The sequence below is a fragment of the Pseudomonas sp. GW821-FHT07F05 genome (assembly GCF_059418765.1).
Map to the genome: position 1 here is coordinate 33178 of NZ_JBWKQL010000013.1, position 20835 is coordinate 54012.

Genomic DNA, 20835 nt, shown 5'->3' on the forward strand with positions numbered 1-20835 from the left:
CATCTTCGCTGGACAAGATGCGGTCGAAATTACTCTTCACGGGCCGCGGTCTCCGGAGGCTGTGCATTGCTGGCGTATTCGGGTTTCAGGTGGCCCTGTGGATCAAGCAGCCAGGCGTCCATGACCTGCCGCACGACGGGCGCGGCAACGCCCGACCCGGACTCGCCGTTTTCGATCATCACCGCGACGACAATCTTCGGGCTGTCGGCCGGCGCGAAGCCGACAAACAAAGCGTGGTCGCGGTGGCGTTCCTGGACTTTCGAGCGGTCGTATTTCTCGCCCTGCCGAATGGCCACGACCTGAGCCGTACCACTCTTGCCGGCGATTCGGTATTGGGCACCGATGGCGGCTTTGCGCGCGGTACCGCGAGCGCCGTGCATCACTTGCTGCATGCCGTGGTTGACCTTGGCCCAGTCCGACGGATCACGCAGGACGATGTCCGGCATCGGGTTCTCGTCCACCGGCTTCTGCCCTTCGACGGTTTTTGCCAAGTGCGGACGGTTCCACTTGCCCTTGTTCGCCACTAAGGCGGTGGCCTGGGCCAACTGCAACGGCGTGGCCTGCATGTAGCCCTGGCCGATCCCCAAAATGAGTGTTTCGCCCGGGAACCACGCCTGCCGCCGGGTCACGCGCTTCCAGTCACGGGACGGCATCAGGCCGGGGGATTCTTCGAACATGTCCAACGACACCTTCTGGCCGATGCCGAACTTGTTCAGGTACGCCGACAGCCGATCGATCCCGACCTTGTGGGCCAGATCGTAAAAGTAGGTGTCGTTGGAGCGCATGATCGCCGTGTCCAGATCCACCCAGCCATCGCCGGTGCGGTTCCAGTTACGGTATTTGTGATCGTAGTTCGGCAGCATGTAGTAGCCGGGGTCGAAAACCCGTGTGCTGGCCGTGACCACGCCGGTGTCGAGACCGGCAATCGCCACCGCCGGCTTGATGGTAGAACCCGGCGGGTACAGACCCCGCAGAATACGGTTGAACAGCGGGCGGTCAACCGAGTCGCGCAGCTCGGAATAGGCCTTGAAGCTGATGCCGGTGACGAACAGGTTCGGGTCGAAGCTCGGCTGACTGACCATCGCCAGTACCTCGCCGGTGTTCGGATCAAGGGCCACCACCGCGCCGCGACGCCCGGCCAACGCGGCTTCGGCGGCTTCCTGCAACTGGATGTCGAGGCTCAGGACGATGTCCTTGCCGGGCACCGGATCGGTCCGTTTGAGCACGCGCAGTACGCGGCCGCGGGCATTGGTTTCGACTTCTTCGTAACCGACCTGACCGTGCAGCTCGGGCTCGTAGAAACGCTCGATCCCGGTTTTGCCCATGTGGTGGGTGCCGCTGTAGTTCACGGGATCGAGGCTTTTCAGCTCTTTCTCGTTGATCCGGCCCATGTAACCCACCGAGTGGGCGAAGTGCTCGCCCTGTGGGTAGTGGCGAACCAGCTGCGCCACCACTTCAACCCCCGGCAGGCGGAACTGGTTAACGGCGATACGGGCGATCTGCTCTTCGGTGAGTTCGAACAGGATGGGCACCGGCTCAAACGGCCGGCGACCCTGCTTCATGCGCTTTTCGAAGATGATCCGGTCGTCAGGCGTCAACTCAAGGACCTGGACGATGGTGTCCAGCACCTGGGTCCAGTCACCCGAGCGTTCGCGGGTCATGCTCAGGCTGAAACTGGGCCGGTTGTCGGCAATCACCACGCCGTTACGGTCGTAGATCAGCCCGCGGCTCGGCGGGATCGGCTGCACGTGAACGCGATTGTTCTCGGACAGCGTCGAGTGGTACTCGTACTGGATGACCTGCAGGAAATACAGCCGCGCGACCAGCACGCAGATCAGCACGACGACCGCGACTGCGCCGACCACGACTCGGCTGCGCACCAGGCGTGCGTCCTTTTCGTGGTCTTTCAGGCGAATCGGCTGAGACATTTAGGGCAGGTTCACAGTGAGGGCAGCGGCGCTACTTGTGATAAGGGTGACCGGACAGCACGGTCCAGGCACGATAAATCTGCTCGCCGATGAGAATGCGCACCAGCGGGTGCGGCAACGTCAGCGGCGACAACGACCAACGCTGCTCGGCCCGTGCACAGACTTCCGGCGCCAGCCCTTCCGGACCGCCGACCATCAGGTTGACCGTGCGCGAATCCAGACGCCAGCGATCGAGCTCGCCCGCCAGTTGCTCGGTGCTCCAGGGCTTGCCATGCACTTCAAGCGTGACGATCCGCTCGCCCGGCTGCACTTTCGCCAGCATGGCCTCGCCTTCCTGACGGATGAGGCGTGCCACGTCGGCGTTCTTGCCACGGGTGTTGAGCGGAATTTCCACCAGTTCCAGCGCCAGTTCGGATGGCAGACGCTTGGCATATTCATGCCAACCCTCTTCCACCCACTTGGGCATGCGGGAACCAACGGCGATCAGACGCAGACGCACAACGAAGCCTTAGGCCTGGTCTTTGTTCAGCTTGTCGAAATGCTCGTGAGCGTTTTCCGGGCTGTGGTGTGCAGCGCTGGCCGAGCGGCTCTGCTCGGCACCGGCCCACAGACGCTCGAGGTCGTAGAACTGGCGAGCGGAGGCGGTCATCATGTGGACGATGGCGATGTCCAGGTCCAGCAGCACCCAGTCGCTGTCGCCCTTGCCTTCTTCGCCCAGCGGCTTGAGGCCCTGTTTTTTGACTTCTTCGCGGACCTTGTCGAGCATCGCGTTGATCTGGCGATTGGAAGTACCGGTCGCGATGACCATGTAGTCGGTGATGCTTTGTTTGTCACGAACGTCCAGCACCTGGATATCCTGGGCCTTGACGTCGTCCAGGGCAGCCCTGATCACTTCGATGATTGGGTTTACAGCGCGTTTGTCAGTCATAAAAAACTCTTTCAACTCGTATGTTTGGGCGTTTCTTCGCGCACTTGGCTGCGTAGCAACACACCTTCAGTTCGACGCACGGTACAGCCCGTGCGTATCGATATAGGCCAGTACCGCGTCTGGCACCAGAAAACGTACCGACTTACCGCTGGCCAGCAGTTGACGGATCTGGGTGGCAGACACCGAAAGCGGCGTCTGCCAGACGAACGTAATCTTTCCGCCGGGCCCTTTGAGGGCCTTCGGATCACTGACGGCACGTCCCGCGAGCAGGTTTCGCATCGCATCCGGGGACTCGCTGTCGGCGTCCGGGCGTTGCAGCACCACGATATGGCAGTGCTCCAGCAACTCTTCCCACCGATGCCAGGAAGGCAGCCCGCAAAAGGCGTCCCAACCCAGCAATAAAAATAGCTGGTCATCGGCGGCGAGTTCCGCGCGCATCGATTCCAGCGTGTCGATCGTGTAAGACGGCTTGTCGCGCATCAGCTCGCGATCATCCACCGTCAATGGCGGCACACCGGCCACCGCGCACTGGACCATCGCCAGACGGTCCTGCGCTGAAACGCTCGGCGTGTCGCGATGAGGCGGTCGGGCGCTGGGCGTCAGACGCAGCTCATCGAGTTTCAGCAGCTCGGCGACTTCCAGTGCGCCACGCAAATGGCCAATGTGCACCGGGTCGAACGTGCCGCCGAGTATGCCGATGCGCTGGGGCACCCGTGCAGTGTTCAGCGGAACCGCAATCGGATCGGCCACTGCCTGGGCGCCGCTCACTGAAGCCTGACCGACGTCGGCCAAGTCAGACCGGCCCCTGCCCGCGCAATTGTGTGCCATCGCCGACGACGATGTATTTCTCGCAGGTCAGGCCTTCGAGCCCCACGGGACCACGCGCGTGAATCTTGTCGGTCGAAATGCCGATTTCCGCACCCAGGCCGTATTCGAAACCGTCGGCAAAACTGGTGGGCGCGTTGACCATCACCGAACTCGAGTCGACTTCAGCCATGAAGCGGCGAGTCTGGGCTTGCGAGTCGGAGATGATGGCGTCGCTGTGATGCGAGCCGTAGTGATTGATGTGTTCGATGGCCTGATCCAGACCGGTCACGAGGCGGATCGAGAGGATCGGCGCCAGGTACTCGGTGTGCCAGTCTTCTTCAGTAGCCGGCAAAACGTCGATCAGGTCGCGGGTGCGCTCGCAGCCGCGCAGCTCGACGCCTTTTTCGCGGAACTGGGCGGCCATGGGCGGCAGGAAATCTGCGGCGATGGTTTGATCGACCAGCAGGGTTTCCATCGCGCCGCAGATGCCATACCGGTAGGTCTTGGCGTTGAAGCTGATGCGCTGGGCGGCGGCCAGGTCGGCGTGGGCACTGACGTAGACGTGGCAGATGCCGTCCAGGTGTTTGATGACCGGGACTTTGGCGTCGCGGCTGACGCGTTCGATCAGGCCTTTGCCGCCACGGGGAACGATGACGTCCACGTACTCGGGCATGGTGATCAGCGCACCCACGGCGGCGCGGTCGGTGGTTTCGACGACTTGTACGACGGCGGCAGGCAAGCCGGCTTCGTCAAGGCCGCGCTGGATGCAGGCGGCGATGGCGCGGTTGGAGTGAATAGCTTCGGAGCCGCCGCGCAGGATGGTGGCGTTGCCGGATTTGAGGCAGAGGCTGGCGGCGTCGATGGTTACGTTGGGGCGCGACTCGTAGATGATGCCGACGACGCCGAGTGGCACGCGCATTTTGCCGACCTGGATGCCGGACGGCTGGAAGTTCATGTCGCGCAGGGTGCCGATGGGGTCTGGCAGGCTGGCGACCTGACGCAGACCGGCGATCATGCTGTCGATGCGGGCCGGGGTCAGGGAGAGGCGTTCGAGCAGAGCGGGTTCGAGTCCATTGGCGCGGCCAGCAGCGAGGTCTTGTTCGTTGGCGGCGGTCAGCTCGGCACGGGAAGCGTCCAGCGCGGCAGCGGTGGCTGCGAGGGCGCGGTTCTTCTGTGCGGTGCTGGCACGGCCGATCACGCGGGAGGCTTCGCGGGCGGCGCGACCCAGGCGGGTCATGTAGTCAAGAACGGACTCAGTCATGGTCTCGGGGGTCTTGGCAAATGGGAAAGCGGCGGATTATAGCTGTCGGGCGTGCTGAACGACAGCGGCGACGGGCGGATGGTCGGAATAAGGGGATTTTGTTGTTCTCAATGCGGTGGTTTGGTTGCTCCTTCGTCGCAATACCCTCCCTCCGATCCCGCTGCGTGGGCCCTGCGTTCAGCCTGCACCCAAGTCGCGTTTGGCGGTGTCTGGAATTTTTGCGTACGAAGATCAAGATCAAAAGCGCGTTGAGGCAGATCAAAAGCTTCCCGGCTGAAGCCGGTCCTACGGGGAGCGGCGCTGGTCCCACTGGCGGGATGCGATGCTTTTTAGTGGGACCGGCTTCAGCCGGGAAGGCGCCCGTGTAGGCAATGGGATTTTTGATCTGCCCCCGGTGCGTGCCTAGCCATTCAGCTCCAATTAAGGCCGATGTTGATATGATCGCGGTCCATTCTCTGACTGCCGTTGTTTATGCCTGACCAATCGCCACGCGCCCTGCCGGACAGTTTCTTTCATCGCGATGCTCAGACGCTTGCCCGGGATTTGCTGGGCAAGGTGATCCGCCACAAGGTCGACGGGTTGTGGTTGTCGGCGCGGATTATTGAGACGGAGGCGTATTACGTGGCCGAGAAAGGCAGTCATGCGTCCCTCGGTTACACAGAAAAACGTAAGGCTTTGTTTCTGGAAGGCGGGCACATTTATATGTATTACGCCCGTGGCGGGGATTCGCTGAACTTCAGTGCGGAAGGTCCGGGCAATGCCGTTTTGATCAAATCGGCCTATCCGTGGGTCGATGCGGTGTCCGATGAGAACGCCCTTGCCCGCATGCTCCTCAACAATCCCGACGCCAGCGGAAACGTGCGCACGCCAGAGCGGCTGTGTGCCGGGCAGACGCTGCTGTGCAAGGCGCTGGGCCTGAAAGTGCCGATGTGGGACGCCAAACGCTTCGATGAAGAGCAACTCTTTGTCGAGGACGTGGGTCAGCGACCGCCGCGCATTATCCAAACGACACGCCTCGGCATCCCCGCCGGACGCGACGAGCACCTGATGTACCGGTTCGTTGACGCCGCCTATGCCCGCTTCTGCACACGGAACCCGGTCAGACGCGGGCAAGTCGAAGGACGCGACTATATTTTCATCGAGCAAGGAAACTGAACCCATGGGCGCGTGGCTCGACAGCATCACCTCCTGGCTAAGCGCCAATCCCTCCTGGCTCGGCGCGGCGATTTTCATCGTCGCGTTCATCGAGTGCCTGGCGATTGCCGGCATCGTCGTCCCCGGCACCGTTGTGCTGTTCGCCATCGCCGCACTGGCCGGCAGCGGCATACTCCCATTGAGTGAAGCGCTGTTGCTGGGTTTCCTCGGCGGGATATTGGGTGATCTGGTCTCGTACTTCCTCGGCCGGCGCTTTCATCAGAAGATTCGTCAATTGCCCGGCCTGCGCAATCACCCGGAATGGATCGGCGGCGCCGAGACCTACTTCCAGCGCTACGGCATCGCCAGCCTGCTGGTCGGCCGCTTCATCGGCCCGCTGCGCCCGATGCTGCCGATGGTGGCCGGGATGTGCGACATGCCGTTCGTGCGCTTTGCCGGTGTGAGCTTGATTGCCGCTGCCGGCTGGTCAGTGGCCTACATCCTGCCGGGCTGGGCGACCGGTGCGGCCATCCGCCTGCCGCTGCCGGAAAACTTCTGGCCCCAGGCTGCCGTGGTGGGCGGCGGGCTCGCGCTGCTGCTGGGCATCAGCGTGCAGAGCAGCCTTCGGCAAAAGCCCTACGCGACCAAGGTCATCGCCCTGACCTGCTTCGTGCTGCTGGGAAGTGTTTTTCTGGGCTGGCCATACCTGGCCGATTTCGATCAGGGCATCATGACGGTGGTCCAGGCCAGCCGGAGCGCTGCGGCCGAGAACTTCGTGGTGATGGTGACGGGCCTGGGGGATTTCCGCACGCAGTTCTGCGCAGCCGCCCTGCTGACCATCCTGCTGGTCGTCACGCGGCAATGGCGCCATGCGATCTTCGCGGTCGGTACCACCCTGGGCGCGGCGCTGATCAACCAGAGCATGAAATACACCTTCGCCCGCGCCCGGCCTGACGTACTGACGGAGGCCCTGGGGACCTACAGCATGCCGAGCGGACATGCATCGGCCTCGTTTGCGCTGTTCATGACGCTGGCGGTGCTTGCCGGTCGCGGTCAGCCGGTGCGGCTGCGCCTGACGTGGCTGCTGCTGGGCGGGATTCCGGCGCTGGCGATCGCGATGTCACGAGTCTATCTGGGCGTGCATTGGCCGACGGATGTCACGGCGGGGATGCTGCTGGCGTTTTTCACCTGCGCGGCGAGCCTTGCGTTCGTGCAGAACAAAAAGCCGTTGGAGGCCCTGCCGATTAAAGTCTGGTGGCTGGTGCTACCGGCAATGGTGGCGCTTTTCGGCGGGTTCGGCCTGCACTCGTTCCCCCACGGTTTGATCCGCTACCAATACTGAAACAGCTCAGGCGCGGCCTGCCGGAAGAACGATCCGGTCCGCGCCGCGCAAAACAACAGCATTCAGGCCTGCATGTCGCCCTGCATTTCGTCGAGCAGGTCCTGAATCGCATCGAGCCGTTGTTCGGCGTCTTCGATTTCCAGCAGCTCGATCTTGTCTTCCTCCGCGAACGGCAAGAGGTACGCCAGCTGATTGGCCAGCGAGTGCTGACCGCTCGCGGTGAGGCCCATGTTCAGCGCGGCCACCATCGGGTGCTCGGCCAGCGCGGCGAGTAACGCGACCAGGTCGTCGTCCTCCTCTTGCAGCGGTTGTTCCTCGGGATCGTCGAGCCACTCGACCTCGCCGATCAGCAGGTTGTCGCGCTGAGTACTGTAGTCCTTCACCCGAAAGCGTCGGGCGCCCACCACCCGAATGCCGAGCAGGCCGTTGTCCTGCTTCTGGAAATCGGTCACCCGCGCTTCGCAGCCGATCATCGAGAAACCGTCCGGCACGTCGCCCGTCTCACTGCCCTCGGTGATGCAGACCACGCCAAAGCCTTCGCCCTGCTTCATGCAGCGGCTAATCATGTCGAGGTAGCGCGCCTCGAATAGCTGCAAATCGAGCACGCACCCCGGGAACAGCACGGCATTCAGTGGAAACAGCGGCAGCGTAAACAACGGCAACGACATAAACCTATCCTCAAGCAACCAGAGACACCGCCAACGGCAGGAACAAGGCCGTGGCGACACCCATCAGACTCATCGCCAACGCCGCGAAGGCGCCGCATTCCTCACTTTCCTGCAGGGCCGCCGACGTACCCACCGCGTGGGCCGTCAGCCCGAGGGCCATGCCTCGCGCTTCCGGGCTGGTGACCTGCGCCAGCGTCAGCAGGCCGGGGCCGAATATGCCGCCGATCACCCCGGTTATCAACACAAAGACTGCGGCCAGCGCCGCCACACCGCCAATCTGCTCGGCGACCAGCATGGCGATCGGCGAGGTCACGGACTTGGGCGCCATGGTCATCAGGATCATGTGATCGGCGCCGAGCATCCAGCCCAGCCCGACGCACAGCCCGGTGGCCAGCACTCCGCCCACCACCAGCGTAGTCAATACCGGCCAGAACAGCTGCCGGATGCGCCGCAGGTTCAGATAAAGCGGCACGGCCAGCGCAACCGTTGCCGGGCCCAACAGAATGCTGAGGATTTCGGTGCTTTTGCGGTACTCAACGTAGGACAGCCCGCAGCTCACCAGTACGCCTATCACCACCAGCATCGAAATCAGCACCGGTTGCAAAAACACCCAGCGGGTTTTCTCGTAGCCGGCCAGCACCAGTTGATACGCGCCCAGCGTGATGGCGATACCGAACAAGGGGTGATGAATCACCGACAGCCAGGCGCCGTGCCAGTCCAGACTCATGATGGCTCCCGGCGATTGGCCTGACGGTCGATGAGTTTCTGCATCAGCCAGCCGGCGAAGGTCAGCGACACCATCAGGGAAATCACCAGCGAGCCGACGATCGCCCAGAAGTCCTCGGCGATCTGGTCGGCATACACCATCACACCCACGGCGGGCGGCACCAGCAGCAGCGGCAGGTATCGCAGCAGACTGCTGGCCGCCAGGCTGATGGGTTCACTGACTTCGCCGCGGGTCATGAGGTAGATCATCAACAGCACCAGCCCGATGATCGGGCCGGGCAGGATCGACAGAAACAGGTGATTGAGCGCGGTTCCGATCAGTTGGAACAGCACAAGCCAGGTCAGGCCTCTTAGCAACATAAAAAACTCCAGCAGATTCGCGGCGACATTATAGGCACGCCACCCGCGCTGCCTATGGGGTGGTATTCGCCAGTTGAGACCACGTTGACCCGCGCAGTGGCGCGTGCTGATCTTCAATGCCAAGCAATAACACCGCCGACGTCACCTCGTCGACTGCGGTTCAAACTGTAGGAGTGAGCTTGCTCGCGATCTGACGCGAAGCGGCAGCAAACCTGCGAGCGCGTTGTGTCAGGGGGGCCTGCCCGTGAAGATCCCGCGCAAAAACAATCACCCACAAGGAGAGTAGCGATGCCCCGTGTACCCGTTGCAGAACTCAAGAGCTATGAAGGCAAGGACCTGGGATGCTCCGAGTGGCTGACCATTGATCAGGCACGCATCAATCTGTTCGCCGAAGCCACCGGCGACTTCCAGTTCATCCACGTCGATCCGGTGAAAGCGGCGCAAACCCCGTTCGGATCGACCATCGCCCATGGCTTTCTGTCGCTGTCGCTGATGCCCAAGCTGATGGAGTCCTTGATGGTCGTGCCCGAAGGCATGCAGATGGCGATCAACTATGGCCTGGACAGCGTGCGATTCATTCAGCCGGTGAAGGTGAACTCGCGCGTTCGTCTAAAAGTCACGCTGGCGCAGGTCAGCGAAAAGAAGCCCGGCCAATGGTTGCTCAAAGCCACGGCAACGCTTGAAATCGAAGGCCTGGACAAGCCTGCGTTCATTGCTGAACCGCTTTCGCTGTGCTTCGTGTAAGCCCCGCCGTCCCTCCATAACGCTTGCGCAAACCTTCCTGAAACATGAAACAGTCGTAACAGACTGTTTCATGAGCGTTCCTCGCTGCGGCATACTCGCTGCGGCTGTGTGAGCGACTCGATACACGTACGCGATCAGATCACGCCGAAACATCTTATTTTCGGGATTTACCATGCGCGCGTTTGCTCCTTTGGCCCTGACCTTCCTTCTTACCGCTTGCGGCGATGGCGAATCGCTGTTGCCCCCGGACGCTCGCCTGCCCGACGGCGGACGCTATCGTGGCGACGTGATCAACGGCGTGCTGCAAGGCAAGGGCCGGATCGATTATCCCAATGGCAGCTGGTACGCTGGGGAATTCAAGAACGGTCAGTGGAACGGCCAGGGTGAGTGGCACGCCAGCAACGGCGACGTGTACAAGGGCGGTTTCCAGGACGGGCTTTTCCATGGCCAGGGCTCGCTGACGACCAGCGCCGGCAGCTACGTCGGCGGCTACAAGCTGGGGCGGCGCGACGGCGAAGGCACGCTGAAAGAGCACGGCATGAGTTATCGCGGCGAGTTCAAGGCCGACCTGTACGACGGCGCCGGTCATCTGGAACTGGATGACGGCAGCGAGTATCAGGGCCAGTTCGCCCACGGCAAACCCAACGGCGAGGGCCAGCGCAGCGATTCGGCGGGCAACCAGTTCAGCGGCAAGTTCGTCGACGGGCAGCTTGAAGGCACGGGCAATTTCAACAGCGCCGATGGCGATCAATACGTTGGCGGCTTTCACAACAATCAGCTCAACGGTCGCGGTCGCTACGAAAACGCCGATGGCGATGTCTGGTCGGGGCAGTTCAAGGATGGCGCGTTCACCGGCAAGGGCGAGTTGATCGGCGCCGACGGCACGCGCTACCAAGGCGACTTCAAAAACTGGCGCTTCGCAGGCTCGGGCAGCCTGAAGCTCCCCGACGGCAGCGTGTACATCGGGCAGTTCGAGAACGACAACTATCAAGGCAGCGGCGTGCTGACCACCGCGGAAGGCGAAGTCCAAAGCGGCACCTGGTCGAACGGCCAGCGGGTGCGCGACGCCGCCGGCAAGCTGCTGCCGGATCCGCTGGAAATCGGCTTGCTCGCCCAGGGTGCCCTCGTCGAAAAGGCCCTCGCCGCCGTGCCCGCCTCCACGCCGGCCATCGAGCTTTACAGCCTCGTCGTGGGTGGCGATGGCAAGCAGAGCGTTTTTCTGCGCGAGGCCGATTACGTCAACAAGCTGCTCGCGACGCGCTTCGGTGCTTCGGGTCAGATCACCTTGGTGAACCACCGCGATCACATGGCCGATCGACCGCTGGCCACCCGCGAGACCATCAGCCGCGCCGTGCAAACGCTGGCCAAGCGCAGCGGCCCGGAAGACTTGATCTTCATTTACCTGACCAGCCACGGCACCCATGAACACGAGCTGGTGCTGGATCAGCCGCGTCTGGAGCTGTCCGACCTGCCCGCCAACGAGATGGCCGGCGTGCTGGCACCGCTGAAGAATCGCGACAAGGTGGTGGTGATTTCTGCGTGCTACTCGGGCGGTTTCATTCCGGCGATCAAGGACGAGCGGACGATGGTGATTACCGCTTCACGTGAAGATCGAGTGTCGTTTGGCTGCTCTGAGGAGGCCGATTTCACCTACTTCGGCGAGGCGCTGTTCGGCAAGGCACTGGTGGAAACCGACGATCTGGTGCAAGCGTTCAATGAGGCAAAAGACATCGTCGCCCAGCGTGAGACGGACGAAAGCTTCGAAGCCTCCGAGCCTCAGATGTGGGCGCCGAAAGGTGTGGTCGCCCATTGGCGGCAGCTGCGCAAGAGCCAGGCGGAGCGGGCGTTGAATACCGTTCGACGCTGAGTGCTGAGGCCCAAAAGCGGGGTCGCTTGAACATTTCATGTGTTTTTGTGAAACCCTCCCGCTTCGCTCGCAGTCTGTTCCGGTACAGCGCCTATGCTTGTGGCGTATCAAGGGAGAAAGATTATGTACTTGACGCCTCAGCACATTTTGCTTGCCGGAGCTACCGGATTGACTGGCGAGCACTTGCTCGACCGCCTGCTTAACGAACCCACTGTCACCCGCCTCCTCGCCCCCAGCCGTCGTCCTCTGGCTGAACATCCACGGCTGGAAAACCCGGTCGGCGATCTCCAGAGTTTGTTGCCCACCCTCGAAGGCCCTGTGGATATCGCCTTTTGCTGCCTGGGCACAACCATCAAACAGGCCGGTTCCCAGGAAGCGTTTCGGGCCGTGGATCTGGATATGGTCGTCGCGTTCGGCAAACGTGCGCGCGAGCTGGGCGCGCGTCATCTGCTGGTGATCAGCGCGGTGAATGCCGATCCGAAATCGAGCATCTTTTACAGCCGCGTCAAAGGCGAGATGGAAGAAGCGCTGAAGCTTCAGGGCTGGCCACAACTGACCATCGTCCAGCCGTCGTTGTTGATTGGCGAGCGGCAGGATCAGCGGTTTGTGGAACAGCTGGCCGCGCCGATTGCCAAGCTGATTCCCGGCAAATACGGCGGCATCGAAGCCTGCAACCTCGCCCGCGCGTTGTGGCGCCTGGCGCTGGAAGAGCAGGAGGGGGTGCGGGTGGTTGAATCAGATGATTTGCGGCGGTTGGGGAAATGACTGAGCACTGCTCAATCTGACAGCAAAAACTGTGTAGGCGTGAGCTTGCTCACGAACGCGGTTTGACAGTCACTCTTACAGGACATAGACCGCCGCGAGCAAGCTCGCTACCACATGGAATGCATTCGGCCCGGACACCGCAGCATATTGTAGGAGTGAGCTTGCTCGCGAACGCGTTTTGACAGTCACCGCTTTAGGGCAGGTCATACCGCAATCGCGAGCAAGCTCACTCCTACAGGGATCGCCGTTCTGAGTTACATCCCGCCCGTAGCCTGAAACCCAACACCCAGCGCGGTCAGGATCGACAGCGGCAGCAGCAGCGTGTCGAGCAGCGCGCTGCCGGGCAGGTCGAGCATCGGGTATTCCGGCGCCTCGGTGCCGAAGCGATCCTTCTCGCAGCAGCCGCCTTCGATGGCGTACAGATCCAGTCGCGTCCCGGCGTACACGACCGGCGCGCCGGGCTGATTGGCATCGAGGGTGCGCACGGTCGAGCAGCCTGTGGTCAGCAACAGACCCAGCGCAATGACGACGAGCTTATTCATCAGCGCCAAAGTGATGCTCGCCCCAGCGCGGCAGCATGTCCTGGGGAATGTTGAGCAGATTGAGAATCCGCGCGACGACGAAATCCACCAGATCGTCGATCGTCTGCGGCTGGTGATAGAAACCGGGCGACGCCGGCAGAACCACCGCGCCCATGTTCGACAGCTTGAGCATGTTCTCCAGATGAATGCTGGAAAACGGCGCCTCGCGGGGCACCAGAATCAACTGCCGACGCTCCTTCAACGTCACGTCTGCGGCGCGCTCGATCAAGTTGTTGCAGGCGCCCGTGGCGATCGCCGACAACGTCCCGGTCGAACACGGCACCACGACCATCGCACTCGGCGAACCGGAACCGGACGCCACCGGCGACATCCAGTCTTCCTTGCCGTACACCCGAATCTGGCCCGCGGTCGCGCCGGTGTATTCGTTTAGGAACGCCTGCATCATCTGCGGCTTGGGCGGCAGGTTGACGTCGGTTTCCGTGGCCATGACCAATTGCGCGGCCTTGGAGATTAGGAAATGCACTTCGCGGTCTTCGCGCACCAGGCAGTCCAGCAGGCGCAGGCCGTATTGCGCGCCGGACGCGCCGGTCATCGCCAGGGTGATGCGTTCCGGGCCGCTCATTGCAGGGCCTCCGCAAGTTTGCCGTGCAGGCCGCCGAAGCCACCGTTGCTCATGATGACTACATGGGTGCCGGGCACAGCCTGATTTTTCACAAGCTCGATGATGCCGTCGAGGCTGTCGCAGACCAATGATGGAATGGTGCATTGCGCAGCGGTTGCCGCCAGATCCCAACCCAGATTGGCCGGCGCATACCAGACCACCTGATCGGCCTGGACCACGCTTTCCGGCAGACCGTCGCGGTGGGCGCCGAGCTTCATGGAGTTGGAACGCGGCTCGACGATGGCGATGATCGGCGCATCGCCGACCTTCTTGCGCAGACCGTCCAGCGTGGTGGCGATGGCGGTCGGGTGGTGGGCGAAGTCGTCGTAGATGATGATGCCGCGCACCTCGGCGACCTTTTCCATGCGCCGCTTTACGCTCTTGAACGCACTCAGCGCTTCAACGCCCTGCTGCGGCACGACGCCCACGTGGCGGGCGGCGGCGAGGGTCGCCAAGGCATTGGCGACGTTGTGCTGGCCGGTCATGCCCCAGTCGACGACGCCCTGGACCGCACCTTCAAACAGCACCTCGAATGTTGAGCCGTCATCGCTGAGCAGGTTCGCCTGCCATTGACCGCCCTCGCCCGTGGTTTGCACCGGCGTCCAGCAGCCCATTTGAATCACGCGCTCAAGCGCGGGCTCGGTGGTCGGGTGAATGACCAGGCCTTCGCTCGGAATGGTGCGCACGAGGTGGTGGAACTGCCGCTCGATGGCCGGGAGATCGGGGAAGATGTCGGCGTGATCGAATTCCAGGTTGTTGAGGATGGCGGTGCGCGGGCCGTAATGGACGAACTTGGAGCGCTTGTCGAAGAAGGCGCTGTCGTATTCATCCGCCTCGACGACGAAGAACGGCGTATCACCGAGACGCGCCGAGACATCGAAGTTCTGCGGTACGCCGCCGATCAGGAAGCCCGGTGCCATGCCGGCGTGTTCCAGCACCCAGGCGAGCATGCTGCTGGTGGTGGTTTTGCCATGGGTGCCTGCGACGGCCAGCACCCAGCGACCGCGAAGAACGTGATCGGCCAGCCACTGCGGCCCGGAAACGTAAGGCAGGCCCTTGTTCAGGACATATTCGACCGCGGGATTGCCGCGCGACATGGCGTTGCCGACCACCACCAGATCCGGTGCCGGTTCGAGGTGCGAGGGGTCGTAACCCTGCATCAACTGAATGCCCTGCGCTTCGAGCTGTGTGCTCATCGGCGGGTAGACGTTGGCATCGGAGCCCGTGACTTTATGGCCCAGATCCTTGGCGAGCACCGCCAGCGAACCCATGAACGTGCCGCAGATACCCAGAATATGAATGTGCATGACCGACCTCTTAGAACATGGGCCGCAGGTTAGCGTAGAAGGCAGTGGATGCGCACGGGGGAATTACCGAGAGCGAGTGAACGCCATGGTAGGACCGGCTTTAACCGGGACGGCGTCGGGCGCTACGCCGCAGAACTGATGGCGATCACACCGGCCTCTTCCCGGCTGAAGCCGGTCCCACTAAAAGACCGCGTGCACATTGCAGAATTGATGGTGCCCACACTGGCCTCTTCCCGGCTAAAGCCGGTCCTACTGGCTGAACGCGACGCCCTAGTTGGACCGGCTTTAGCCGGGAAGGCGTCAGGTGCCACGCCGTAGCATCGAGGGAACTCACACCGGCTTCATCCACCGAGGGTCCTTAGCGATTAATCCCATGCTTGCGCAGCTTTCTGTACAGCGTATTCCGGCTCACCCCCAGCTCCCGGGCGGCGTGGGTCATGTGCCAGCGCTGGGTTTCCAGGGTGGAGATGAGCGCTGCGCGTTCGGCGTCATCCAACGGCGAGTGGGCCTCATCGGGTATCGTCTGCACACTCCCCTGCCGAATCGCCACCGGCAGATCATCAAAAGCAACTCGCCCTTCATCACACAGCGCCGCCAGCGTACGCAGCACGTTGCGCATCTGCCGCACGTTGCCGGGCCAGTTGAAGTCAAGCAGCGCTTGCCTCGCCTCCGCTTCAATCACAATCGAAAGCCCGCCCGCCTCCTGCTTCAACAACAACTCCAGCAACTGCGCCCGATCACTCCGCTCTCTCAATGGCGGCAAAGCGATTTCCAGCCCGTTGAGCCGATAAAACAAATCCTCACGAAAGCTGCCGTCCTCCACCCGCTCCAGCAGATTCCGGTGGGTCGCACTGATCAGTCGTACATCCACTGCTTGCGGCTCGCCACCAATGGGCACCACCAGCCGGTCTTCCAGCACCCGCAGTAAACGGGTCTGCAAGGCCACCGGCATATCGCCGATCTCATCCAGAAACAACGTGCCGCCATCGGCCTGTTGCAACTTGCCGCGCATGCCTTCTTTACGCGCGCCGGTAAAGCTGCCGCCGCGATAACCGAACAGCTCGCTCTCGATCAGGCTTTCCGGAATGGCCGCGCAGTTCAGCGCCACGAATGGCTTGGCGGAGCGCTGACTCGCCTGATGCACTGCCTTGGCAAACGCCTCTTTGCCAGAGCCCGTTTCACCGTTGATCAGCAACGGCACGTCACGCTCGAATACCTTCAGCGCGCGACGGAAATCAGTTTGCAGCGACGCATCGCCCAGGCAGATATCACTCGAGGCGAGCGGCACCGCCAACTTGCTGACCATCGGCGTAGCAAGGCCCTTCGGCTGGGCGCGGGATTGCCCACGGAGCACGGCGAAGAATCCCCGCCCGTCCCGCGTGCGCAGCGGCCAACTGGCGGCGGCGTCCGGCGAAGCGCGGCTCAGCAGCTCGTCCAGCGAGCAGTCAAATAACGATTCCACGCCCTGCCCGACCAGTTCGTCACGGCTCAAGCCGAGCAGATTCAACGCGCTCTGGTTCAGCGCACTGACGCGACCTTCGCCTTCAAACGCCAGCAGCCCTTCGCTGAACAGACCAACCGCGCCGGCCTGAAGGTGAAAACGCAGCAGCCACTGGTCATTGAAATGGCGCAGGAAATAACTGCTTTCGATCATCTTCGCCGACAGATTCACCAGCGCCATGGTGTGAAACTGGCTCTGCCGGGACACGTCGTGACGGGCCGAAGAAACGTCCAGCACCGCAAGCAGATCGCCATGGGGATCGAACACCGGGCTCGCCGAACAGGTCAGCCCGGTGTGGCGCCCCCGAAAATGTTCGTCACGATGGATCGTCACCGACTGACGCTCGACCAGGCAGGTGCCGATGCCATTGGTGCCCTCCCGCGCCTCGCTCCAGTCGGCGCCCAGCCACAAACCGGCGCGCTCGAAAATCCGTCGATCGCCTGGCTCGGTCACGCAGTTGAGGATGATCCCGCGGGCATCGGTCAGCAGCACCGCGCTGCCGCCGGCAAGCTGACGGTGCAGGCTGTTCATCTCGTCGCCGGCGATGGTCAGCACCTGCTGCAACTGCTCGCGACTTTCCAGCACCCGCGCGTGCTCAAGCACGGTCGGCGCCATGGCTTGCGCGGGGTCGAGGTGATAGTCCTCCAGACACCGCAACCATGAACGGGCAATGGAAGGGTCGGTGGCAAGGTGATGGGGTGTTTTGCCCTGGGTAACGGTCAGCACTTGTTCGGCGTGGCGCGTCAGGTGATTGCTGTGCATTTTTATTCTTCATCCTGAGCCGGGGCTCTGCGGAGGATTTGCGACTCAGCATCCTCCTCGCCCGGATTCATTGCAATGCTGCGAAAGGCGGGGGCCACTGAGTTGTCACGCTAAGGGTACAAAGTGTCACTCGATCCGCCCCGCCGTTGATACGCCACTCGGCCGGCACCAGACGATCCATCCACAAAGTCCCCGTAAAACGGGCGTCAGACGGCAGTGGCCCGCGCTTTGCTCTACGCTCTAGCCATGCGACCGAGTCATACGCCGCAACGCGTTATCCCCAGACAATCACAAGAGCAAGGAGATATTCACCATGCGTTACGCCCACCCCGGTACTGAAGGCTCAATCGTCACCTTCAAGACCCAGTACGGCAATTACATCGGTGGCGAATTCGTGCCGCCGGTCAAAGGCCAATACTTTGAAAACACCTCGCCGATCACCGGAAAGCTGATCGCAACATTCCCTCGCTCCACCGCCGAAGACATCGATAAAGCCCTCGACGCCGCCCATGCCGCGGCCGATGCGTGGGGCAAAACCTCGGTGCAGGAACGCTCGCTGACCCTGCTGAAAATCGCTGACCGCATCGAACAGAACCTGGAATTGCTGGCGGTCACCGAGACCTGGGACAACGGCAAAGCCGTGCGCGAAACCCTCAACGCGGACATCCCCCTCGCCGTCGATCACTTCCGTTATTTCGCCGGCGTGCTGCGTGCCCAGGAGGGCTCCGCTGCGGAGATCGACGGCAACACCGTGGCGTATCACATTCACGAGCCGCTTGGCGTGGTCGGGCAGATCATCCCGTGGAACTTCCCACTGTTGATGGCCGCCTGGAAACTTGCGCCCGCCCTCGCCGCCGGTAACTGCATCGTCCTCAAGCCGGCCGAGCAAACGCCGCTGGGCATCACCGTGTTGATGGAACTGATCGGCGATCTGTTGCCGAAAGGCGTGCTCAACGTCGTGCAGGGTTATGGCCGCGAAGCGGGTGAAGCCCTGGCCAGCAGCAAACGCATCGCCAAGATCGCCTTCACCGGTTCGACGCCGGTGGGTTCGCACATCATGAAACTGGCGGCCGACAGCATCATCCCGTCCACCGTGGAACTGGGCGGCAAGTCGCCGAACATCTTCTTCGAAGACATCATGCAGGCCGAGCCGGAGTTCATCGACAAAGCCGCTGAAGGCGTAGTGCTGGCGTTCTTCAACCAGGGCGAAGTCTGCACCTGCCCGTCACGCTGCCTGGTTCAGGAGTCGATCTACCCGCAGTTCATGGAAGTGGTGATGAAGAAGGTGCTGAAGATCCAGCGCGGCGATCCGCTGGACACCGACACTATGGTCGGCGCCCAGGCGTCGCAGCAGCAATTCGACAAGATTCTCTCGTACCTCGAAATCGCCCAGGGCGAAGGCGCCGAATTGCTGACCGGCGGCAAGGTCGAGAAGCTCGAAGGCTCGCTGGCGACTGGTTATTACATCCAGCCGACGCTGCTCAAAGGCAACAACAAGATGCGCGTCTTCCAGGAAGAAATCTTCGGCCCGGTGGTGAGCGTGACCACTTTCAAGGACGAAGCGGAAGCCCTGGCCATTGCCAACGACACCGAGTTCGGCCTGGGTGCCGGCGTCTGGACCCGCGACATCAATCGCGCCTACCGTGTGGGCCGGGCGATCAAGGCCGGTCGCGTGTGGACCAACTGCTATCACTTATACCCGGCCCATGCGGCGTTCGGCGGTTACAAGAAATCCGGCGTCGGCCGCGAAACCCACAAGGTCGCGCTCGAGCACTATCAGCAGACGAAAAATCTGCTGGTGAGCTACGACATCAATCCGCTGGGCTTCTTTTGATTTAGCGTAATCGGGCGACAAGCAACGGCCTCTTCGGAGGCCGTTTTTTATTCGCGGATACAGGCGCGGCCGCGTGTCAGCGGACATCGCTGCTGCATGCCTTTATACTGCCGCGCACATTTCCCCTCTTCGCCCCGCACGACCCGGATCGGGTCTCAAAACCAGGTGCCTACATGGATTTCAATCCGCTTGATCTGATTCTTCACCTCGACGTTTACCTCGACCTGCTTGTGACCCAATACGGCACCTGGGTTTACGCGATTCTGTTCTTGGTGATCTTTTGCGAAACCGGCCTGGTAGTGATGCCTTTCCTGCCCGGCGATTCGCTGCTGTTTATTGCGGGCGCGGTCGCCGCCGGTGGCGGCATGGACCCGGTGTTGCTGGCCTGCCTGCTGATGGCAGCGGCGATTCTCGGTGACAGCACCAACTACATCATCGGCCGCACGGCCGGCGACAAGCTGTTCAGCAACCCGAATTCGAAAATCTTCCGTCGCGATTACCTGACCAAAACCCAGGAATTCTATGGTCGCCACGGCGGCAAAACCGTCACCCTCGCGCGCTTCCTGCCGATCATCCGCACCTTCGCCCCCTTCGTGGCCGGTCTTGGCCGCATGCCTTACCTGCGCTTTCTCGGGTTCAGCGTACTGGGCTCAGTGCTGTGGGTGGGCGGGCTGGTCACCTTGGGCTTCTTCTTCGGCAACATCCCGTTCATCAAGAAGAACCTGACGCTGCTGGTGTTGGCGATCATCCTGATCTCGCTGCTGCCGATGATCATCGGTCTGATCCGCAGCCGCGCAGGTCGCTCCGCCGAGGCGCGCTGAGCCCATGTGGTCGTTCCGGGAATGGCGCAAACGGCGCACGCTGGCCCGCCATCCGGTCGATCCGCAACTGTGGGAGCGCGTACGCCAGCGCCTGCCGATCCTCGACGGGCTGAGCGCCGAAGAAGACCGCTACCTGCTCGACAGCTGCGTGCTGTTTTTGCAAGCTAAACACCTGACGGCGCTGGAAGGCGTCGAAATGGATGACGAATCGCGGCTGTTTCTCGCTGCTCAGGCGCAGCTGCCGTTGCTCGCCCTGGGCGATCTGAACTGGTATCAGGGTTTTCACGAAATCATCCTTTACGGCGACGATTTCATCAGCCCGCAACGCCATCGCGATGCCAGCGGCATCGAACACGAATGGGACGGCGAGCACAGCGGAGAGGCGTGGTCCCAGGGCCCGGTGATTCTGGCCTGGCCGGGTGTGCTGACGAGCGGAGGATGGGAAGCCTACAACCTGGTGATCCACGAACTGGCGCACAAGCTGGACATGCTCAACGGCGAAGCGAACGGCCTGCCGCCGCTGCACCCCGACATGCGCGTCAGTGACTGGGCCAGCGCCATGCAGAGCGCATACGACGATCTCAATCGGCAACTCGACGCCGACCCGGACGCCGAGACCGCCATCGACCACTACGCTGCGGAAAACCCCGCTGAATTTTTCGCGGTCATCAGCGAATACTTCTTCAGCGCCCCGGATTTGCTCGTCGAGGCCTATCCCGCCGTCTACGGGCAACTGAAAGCGTTCTATCGGCAGGACCCGTTGGCGCGGTTGACGGCACTTCAGCACGACAACCCGGTCTATCAGGCTCAACACGACGCCTGAAGCCTGCCGTCACGCATGGCAACGCTCCGGGAATGTGCCTATAATCCGGGCCAC

At 62.2% G+C, this 20835-nt stretch carries 20 protein-coding genes; 8 read left to right on the forward strand and 12 right to left on the reverse strand.

What is annotated here, in order from left to right; translation table 11 throughout:
• Positions 1-29 precede the first annotated feature (29 nt).
• From mrdA to AC07RO_RS22035, 5 genes are all read right to left on the reverse strand, one after another.
• Positions 30-1928, reverse strand: a complete 1899-nt coding sequence (gene mrdA / locus AC07RO_RS22015) for a penicillin-binding protein 2 (protein WP_282367186.1) — start codon at positions 1926-1928, stop codon at positions 30-32.
• Between the two features lie 31 nt (positions 1929-1959).
• The gene (gene rlmH / locus AC07RO_RS22020; protein ID WP_037017961.1) at positions 1960-2427 is read right to left on the reverse strand and encodes a 23S rRNA (pseudouridine(1915)-N(3))-methyltransferase RlmH; all 468 of its coding nucleotides are present in this window, start codon (positions 2425-2427) and stop codon (positions 1960-1962) included.
• Positions 2428-2436: 9 nt separating this feature from the next.
• Positions 2437-2856 carry a ribosome silencing factor gene (gene rsfS, locus AC07RO_RS22025; protein ID WP_346627660.1) on the reverse strand — a complete coding sequence of 140 codons (420 nt, stop codon included), beginning with the start codon at positions 2854-2856 and terminating at the stop codon, positions 2437-2439.
• A 66-nt stretch (positions 2857-2922) separates the two neighbouring features.
• Positions 2923-3567 (reverse strand): nicotinate-nucleotide adenylyltransferase, encoded by a 645-nt coding sequence (gene nadD, locus AC07RO_RS22030; protein WP_495087125.1) that lies wholly within the window; start codon positions 3565-3567, stop codon positions 2923-2925.
• A gap of 82 nt (positions 3568-3649) precedes the next feature.
• Positions 3650-4924, reverse strand: a complete 1275-nt coding sequence (locus AC07RO_RS22035) for a glutamate-5-semialdehyde dehydrogenase (protein ID WP_423573172.1) — start codon at positions 4922-4924, stop codon at positions 3650-3652.
• Between the two features lie 471 nt (positions 4925-5395).
• Between AC07RO_RS22035 and AC07RO_RS22040 the strand changes: the two genes are divergently transcribed.
• A complete protein-coding gene (locus AC07RO_RS22040) occupies positions 5396-6079 on the forward strand; it encodes a DNA-3-methyladenine glycosylase (RefSeq protein WP_463584103.1) in 684 nt (227 codons plus the stop codon).
• A gap of 4 nt (positions 6080-6083) precedes the next feature.
• The gene (locus AC07RO_RS22045; RefSeq protein WP_192173766.1) at positions 6084-7400 is read left to right on the forward strand and encodes a bifunctional DedA family/phosphatase PAP2 family protein; all 1317 of its coding nucleotides are present in this window, start codon (positions 6084-6086) and stop codon (positions 7398-7400) included.
• A 62-nt stretch (positions 7401-7462) separates the two neighbouring features.
• Here AC07RO_RS22045 and AC07RO_RS22050 read toward each other — a convergent pair whose 3' ends face one another.
• Genes AC07RO_RS22050 through AC07RO_RS22060 form a run of 3 tightly spaced genes read right to left on the reverse strand, consistent with a single transcriptional unit; the run spans position 7463 to position 9154 of the window.
• Positions 7463-8068, reverse strand: coding sequence for an LON peptidase substrate-binding domain-containing protein (locus AC07RO_RS22050; protein WP_192173767.1), 606 nt, complete (start codon positions 8066-8068; stop codon positions 7463-7465).
• A 10-nt stretch (positions 8069-8078) separates the two neighbouring features.
• Positions 8079-8789 (reverse strand): LrgB family protein, encoded by a 711-nt coding sequence (locus tag AC07RO_RS22055; protein ID WP_282372962.1) that lies wholly within the window; start codon positions 8787-8789, stop codon positions 8079-8081.
• Positions 8790-8791: 2 nt separating this feature from the next.
• Complete coding sequence (locus AC07RO_RS22060) at positions 8792-9154, reverse strand: CidA/LrgA family protein (RefSeq protein ID WP_065988384.1); 363 nt, start codon at positions 9152-9154, stop codon at positions 8792-8794.
• Between the two features lie 288 nt (positions 9155-9442).
• Between AC07RO_RS22060 and AC07RO_RS22065 the strand changes: the two genes are divergently transcribed.
• The 3 genes from AC07RO_RS22065 (at position 9443) to AC07RO_RS22075 (ending at position 12530) form a co-directional block, all read left to right on the forward strand.
• Positions 9443-9898: a MaoC family dehydratase gene (locus AC07RO_RS22065; protein ID WP_495087079.1), complete on the forward strand. Its 456-nt coding sequence runs from the start codon at positions 9443-9445 to the stop codon at positions 9896-9898.
• 172 nt (positions 9899-10070) lie between these two features.
• Positions 10071-11765 carry a C13 family peptidase gene (locus AC07RO_RS22070; RefSeq protein WP_346631205.1) on the forward strand — a complete coding sequence of 565 codons (1695 nt, stop codon included), beginning with the start codon at positions 10071-10073 and terminating at the stop codon, positions 11763-11765.
• A 123-nt stretch (positions 11766-11888) separates the two neighbouring features.
• Positions 11889-12530, forward strand: coding sequence for an oxidoreductase (locus AC07RO_RS22075; protein WP_192173770.1), 642 nt, complete (start codon positions 11889-11891; stop codon positions 12528-12530).
• Between the two features lie 254 nt (positions 12531-12784).
• On the opposite strand, the gene AC07RO_RS22080 is transcribed toward AC07RO_RS22075, so the two are convergent.
• From AC07RO_RS22080 to AC07RO_RS22095, 4 genes are all read right to left on the reverse strand, one after another.
• The gene (locus AC07RO_RS22080) at positions 12785-13072 is read right to left on the reverse strand and encodes a YceK/YidQ family lipoprotein (protein WP_495087080.1); all 288 of its coding nucleotides are present in this window, start codon (positions 13070-13072) and stop codon (positions 12785-12787) included.
• Positions 13065-13694 (reverse strand): flavin prenyltransferase UbiX, encoded by a 630-nt coding sequence (gene ubiX, locus AC07RO_RS22085; protein ID WP_495087081.1) that lies wholly within the window; start codon positions 13692-13694, stop codon positions 13065-13067. Before ubiX ends, AC07RO_RS22080 begins: the two co-directional genes overlap by 8 nt.
• Positions 13691-15040, reverse strand: a complete 1350-nt coding sequence (gene mpl / locus AC07RO_RS22090; RefSeq protein WP_192173771.1) for a UDP-N-acetylmuramate:L-alanyl-gamma-D-glutamyl-meso-diaminopimelate ligase — start codon at positions 15038-15040, stop codon at positions 13691-13693. Before mpl ends, ubiX begins: the two co-directional genes overlap by 4 nt.
• 358 nt (positions 15041-15398) lie before the next feature.
• Positions 15399-17303: a sigma-54-dependent Fis family transcriptional regulator gene (locus AC07RO_RS22095; protein ID WP_495087082.1), complete on the reverse strand. Its 1905-nt coding sequence runs from the start codon at positions 17301-17303 to the stop codon at positions 15399-15401.
• A 313-nt stretch (positions 17304-17616) separates the two neighbouring features.
• Here AC07RO_RS22095 and exaC point away from each other — a divergent pair, with 313 nt between their 5' ends.
• From exaC to AC07RO_RS22110, 3 genes are all read left to right on the forward strand, one after another.
• The gene (exaC, locus tag AC07RO_RS22100; protein ID WP_192173773.1) at positions 17617-19137 is read left to right on the forward strand and encodes an acetaldehyde dehydrogenase ExaC; all 1521 of its coding nucleotides are present in this window, start codon (positions 17617-17619) and stop codon (positions 19135-19137) included.
• Positions 19138-19310: 173 nt separating this feature from the next.
• Complete coding sequence (locus AC07RO_RS22105) at positions 19311-19958, forward strand: DedA family protein (protein WP_065988392.1); 648 nt, start codon at positions 19311-19313, stop codon at positions 19956-19958.
• Positions 19959-19962: 4 nt separating this feature from the next.
• Positions 19963-20781: a M90 family metallopeptidase gene (locus AC07RO_RS22110; protein ID WP_495087083.1), complete on the forward strand. Its 819-nt coding sequence runs from the start codon at positions 19963-19965 to the stop codon at positions 20779-20781.
• The last annotated feature ends 54 nt before the right edge of the window (positions 20782-20835 follow it).

What these genes read in the sequence shown, in the direction of transcription:
- AC07RO_RS22040 (WP_463584103.1), top strand. Translation starts at nt 5,396, where the DNA reads ATGCCTGACCAATCGCCACGCGCCCTGCCGGACAGTTTCTTTCATCGC.
- mrdA (WP_282367186.1), bottom strand. Translation starts at nt 1,928, where the DNA reads ATGTCTCAGCCGATTCGCCTGAAAGACCACGAAAAGGACGCACGCCTG.
- AC07RO_RS22095 (WP_495087082.1), bottom strand. Translation starts at nt 17,303, where the DNA reads ATGCACAGCAATCACCTGACGCGCCACGCCGAACAAGTGCTGACCGTT.
- AC07RO_RS22110 (WP_495087083.1), top strand. Translation starts at nt 19,963, where the DNA reads ATGTGGTCGTTCCGGGAATGGCGCAAACGGCGCACGCTGGCCCGCCAT.
- AC07RO_RS22060 (WP_065988384.1), bottom strand. Translation starts at nt 9,154, where the DNA reads ATGTTGCTAAGAGGCCTGACCTGGCTTGTGCTGTTCCAACTGATCGGA.
- ubiX (WP_495087081.1), bottom strand. Translation starts at nt 13,694, where the DNA reads ATGAGCGGCCCGGAACGCATCACCCTGGCGATGACCGGCGCGTCCGGC.
- AC07RO_RS22080 (WP_495087080.1), bottom strand. Translation starts at nt 13,072, where the DNA reads ATGAATAAGCTCGTCGTCATTGCGCTGGGTCTGTTGCTGACCACAGGC.
- AC07RO_RS22105 (WP_065988392.1), top strand. Translation starts at nt 19,311, where the DNA reads ATGGATTTCAATCCGCTTGATCTGATTCTTCACCTCGACGTTTACCTC.
- rsfS (WP_346627660.1), bottom strand. Translation starts at nt 2,856, where the DNA reads ATGACTGACAAACGCGCTGTAAACCCAATCATCGAAGTGATCAGGGCT.
- AC07RO_RS22045 (WP_192173766.1), top strand. Translation starts at nt 6,084, where the DNA reads ATGGGCGCGTGGCTCGACAGCATCACCTCCTGGCTAAGCGCCAATCCC.
- AC07RO_RS22075 (WP_192173770.1), top strand. Translation starts at nt 11,889, where the DNA reads ATGTACTTGACGCCTCAGCACATTTTGCTTGCCGGAGCTACCGGATTG.
- AC07RO_RS22050 (WP_192173767.1), bottom strand. Translation starts at nt 8,068, where the DNA reads ATGTCGTTGCCGTTGTTTACGCTGCCGCTGTTTCCACTGAATGCCGTG.
- exaC (WP_192173773.1), top strand. Translation starts at nt 17,617, where the DNA reads ATGCGTTACGCCCACCCCGGTACTGAAGGCTCAATCGTCACCTTCAAG.
- mpl (WP_192173771.1), bottom strand. Translation starts at nt 15,040, where the DNA reads ATGCACATTCATATTCTGGGTATCTGCGGCACGTTCATGGGTTCGCTG.
- AC07RO_RS22070 (WP_346631205.1), top strand. Translation starts at nt 10,071, where the DNA reads ATGCGCGCGTTTGCTCCTTTGGCCCTGACCTTCCTTCTTACCGCTTGC.
- AC07RO_RS22035 (WP_423573172.1), bottom strand. Translation starts at nt 4,924, where the DNA reads ATGACTGAGTCCGTTCTTGACTACATGACCCGCCTGGGTCGCGCCGCC.
- AC07RO_RS22065 (WP_495087079.1), top strand. Translation starts at nt 9,443, where the DNA reads ATGCCCCGTGTACCCGTTGCAGAACTCAAGAGCTATGAAGGCAAGGAC.